Origin of the sequence: Kitasatospora sp. NPDC007106 (assembly GCF_040634455.1) — a bacterium.
In the GTDB taxonomy this organism is placed as follows: Bacteria; Actinomycetota; Actinomycetes; order Streptomycetales; family Streptomycetaceae; genus Kitasatospora; species Kitasatospora arboriphila.
In genome coordinates this window covers 1-2,898 of record NZ_JBEYFP010000727.1, presented here as the reverse complement: position 1 = coordinate 2,898, position 2,898 = coordinate 1, and the positions used below count along the sequence as shown (strand labels likewise).

The 2,898-nt window shown below is 76.7% G+C and carries 3 protein-coding genes; 2 read left to right on the top strand and 1 reads right to left on the bottom strand.

From position 1 onward, the window contains the following. Positions 1 to 269: 269 nt before the first annotated feature. On the top strand, positions 270 to 1,193 hold the full coding sequence (locus ABZ641_RS31450; protein ID WP_359987320.1) for a ScbA/BarX family gamma-butyrolactone biosynthesis protein: 924 nt from the start codon (positions 270 to 272) through the stop codon (positions 1,191 to 1,193). A 59-nt stretch (positions 1,194 to 1,252) separates the two neighbouring features. Here ABZ641_RS31450 and ABZ641_RS31445 read toward each other — a convergent pair whose 3' ends face one another. Next, positions 1,253 to 1,696, bottom strand: a complete 444-nt coding sequence (locus ABZ641_RS31445) for a MarR family transcriptional regulator (RefSeq protein WP_344626333.1) — start codon at positions 1,694 to 1,696, stop codon at positions 1,253 to 1,255. Between the two features lie 227 nt (positions 1,697 to 1,923). Between ABZ641_RS31445 and ABZ641_RS31440 the strand changes: the two genes are divergently transcribed. Continuing rightward, positions 1,924 to 2,898, top strand: a 975-nt coding sequence (locus ABZ641_RS31440; protein WP_359987317.1) for a hypothetical protein, incomplete at its 3' end; no start/stop codon positions are given.

Here is a 2,898-nt window from a genome sequence, read left to right as displayed (position 1 = left end):
GGTGCGCGTGCCCGGACGGCCGGGCCCGTGCCCCGCGGCTCGGCCGCGTCCGGGCGCGGCGGGACGCCCGGGAGGGGGCCGCACCACGTCCGGGTGCCGCCCGGGCGGCGTACCGACGAGCGTCCGGTGACGGCTTTCTGACGCTCCGTCGGTGTTCAGTAAAGGGATGTCAAAACCGGCCGGCCCGACTCGGAAACCCCTTCGAAAACAAACCGGTTGGTCTGTAGGATTGGGGACACCCGGTGAACACCCGAAGGGGGATTTGTACGGTGTCCCAGATACTGGACCTGCGTCCGGAGGATGTGCTGTTCGCCCGCACGGTCGACCGCGCGCTCGTGCACCGGGCCGCGGTGTCGGAGGTGCTCCTGACGGACTGCCGACCGGTCGGCGACCTGGACTTCGTCCTCGGCGCGCAATGGCCCCGCGGCCACGGCTTCCACCTGCCGGTCGCCGACCGCTGGTACGACCCCGTCCTGATGGCGGAGACGGTCCGCCAGGCCGGCCTGGTCGTCGCGCACACCGCCTTCGGCGTCCCGCTCGACCGGCACTTCCTCATGTGGGACGTGGCCTTCGAGGCCGACCCGGCCGCGCTCGCCTTCACCGGCGCGCCCGCCAACCTCTCGCTCATGGCCACCTGCGAGGACGTCCGCCGGCGCGGCACCGGCCTCGCCGGCATGCGGATCCGGATGCACGTGCTGCGCGACGGCCGGGCCCTCGGCACCGCCACCGGCGCGCTCAGCTGCACCACCCCGGGCGCCTACCGCAGGCTGCGCGGCGACCGGCTCGCCGCCGCCTTCGAGCGGCCGCTGCCGCCGCTGCCCGTGCCGCCGCCGCTGGTCGGCCGCGACCGGGCCGCCGACGTGGTGCTCGCGCCCACCGCCCAGCCGCAGGTCTGGCAGGTCCGCTCGGAGCGCAGCCACCCGGTGCTGTTCGACCACGAGGTCGACCACGTGCCCGGCATGGTGCTGGTCGAGGCGATGCGGCAGGCCGCCTGCCTCGCCACCGGCCGGCCCGCGCCGCTGGTCACCGCGCTCTCGGCGTCCTTCCGCCGGTACGTCGAGTTCGACGGGCCCTGTCTCGTCCGGGCCGAGGCGGGTGCCGCCTCGGTGCACGGGACGGCGGTCGAGGTCGTCATGGAGCAGGGCGGCGAGACCGTGGCGCACGGCAGCCTCCGGGTCCTGCCGACCGGCTGAGCCGTCGTCCGGTCCGGGTCCCGCGCCACGGGACGGCGCGGGCGGGTGCCGGGGCGGGCTCAGGCGCCGGTCGGCGCGTTCGCCAGCGCCGCCGTGGCGCGGCCCAGCAGGGCCAGCAGCCGCTCGCGCTCCTCGGCGTCGAACTCCGCGTCGAGGGCCTGCTCCACCGCCATCGCCGCCTGGTCGGCCCTGGCCAGCAGGGTGCGGCCGCTCCTGGTCAGCCGGGCCTCCAGGATGTGCTGGTGGATCGGGTGCGGCTTGCGTTCGACGAGCCCGCGCCCCTCCAGGGTGCCCAGCACGGAGGACATCGTCTGCGGGGTGACCAGGCAGCGCCGGGCCAGTGCCGCCCCGGACAGCCCGGGCTCCTCCGACAGCACCAGCAGCACGGTGTACTGCGGGGTGCTGAGCTTGAACGGGCGCAGTGCCGCATGCTTGGCCGCGATCAGCTCCTGCTCGGCGCGCTTGATGTGGTGGCCGAGGCGCTGGTCGATAGGCATCGTCATGCCCACCTGTATATCAGGCATCTTAGGTCTGTATGAAGCCTGCGTGTCGTGGAGGCGGTACCGTACCGCGCGGTCGGTCCGTTCCGGAGCCGCCGCGCGGCGCTCCGCCGTGCCCGCGTCGGGGCCGGTCGCGGCGGTCCCCGGGCGCCCCGTCCGCCCGGGCGGGCCCGGCCCGACACACCGTCACCCGGCGGTCCGCGGGCGCGGTGCCGACGTACATTGACGGAATGATCACGTACGTGGAGCGGCAGGCGGGGGAGCTGGCGGCGGCGGGCCGCTGGCCGGAACTGCTCGGACTGTTCCGGCGGCTGCGCGACACCTCCCCCCGCACGGCCGGCCCGATCGGGCACCTCCTCGCGTACAAGGCCCCGCCGGAGCACGCCGCCCGGCTCTTCGACCGGGACGGCGGCCCGCACGCCGCCGCCGGCGAGCACGACCACGACGCGGGACCGCTCTGGGAGGTCCTCGCCACCCGGCACTCCTGGCGCCGGCTCGCCCCGCTGCTGGAGCCCGCGCCGGTGCGGCGGCTGGTCGCCCACACCCGCGCCCTGCTCGGCGAGGAGGTCGCCGGCCGCGCCGAGGCCGACCCGGAGGGCGTGCCGTTCGCGCTGGAGCCCTGGGAGCAGGCCGGCTGGGAGGAGGGCGTCCGGGTGCGCGACTACCTGCCGGCCGGCGGAGCCCGGCGGGCGCTGTTCGCGCTGCCCGACACCCGCGAGGACCTCGTCCGCCTCGACCTCCCGGTCGCCGGCCGGCCGGTCGCCGGTTTCGCCGGGGCGCGGCTGTCGCACACGCTCGCGCCCTGGCTCACCGCGGTCTGCGTGCAGGGCACGGCCCCCGACGCCGCCGCCCGGCTCGCCCCCGGCCGCCGGGTGCTGGCCGGGCACCTGCCCTTCGCCGCCGCGTACCCGGCCCTCGTCCAGGCGGCCTCCGGCACGCCCCGGCTCGGCACCGCCCACGGCCGCCTCGCCGTCTGGCACCTGCTCGCCGCGATGGCCGGCACCGCCCGGCCGGTGGCGGCCGAGGTCAACGCCCTGGTCGCCCGGCTGCGCTGCCTCGCCTGGTCGGAGCCGCGCGACGAGCTCTGGTACCTGCACCTCGCGCTGGAGGACCCGGCCACCGGCCTGGCCTGGGCCGTCAGCGGCACCGCCGAGGCCTGGGGCGTACCGCAGCAGCCGGGGGTCGACGGGCTTCATCAGTGGTGC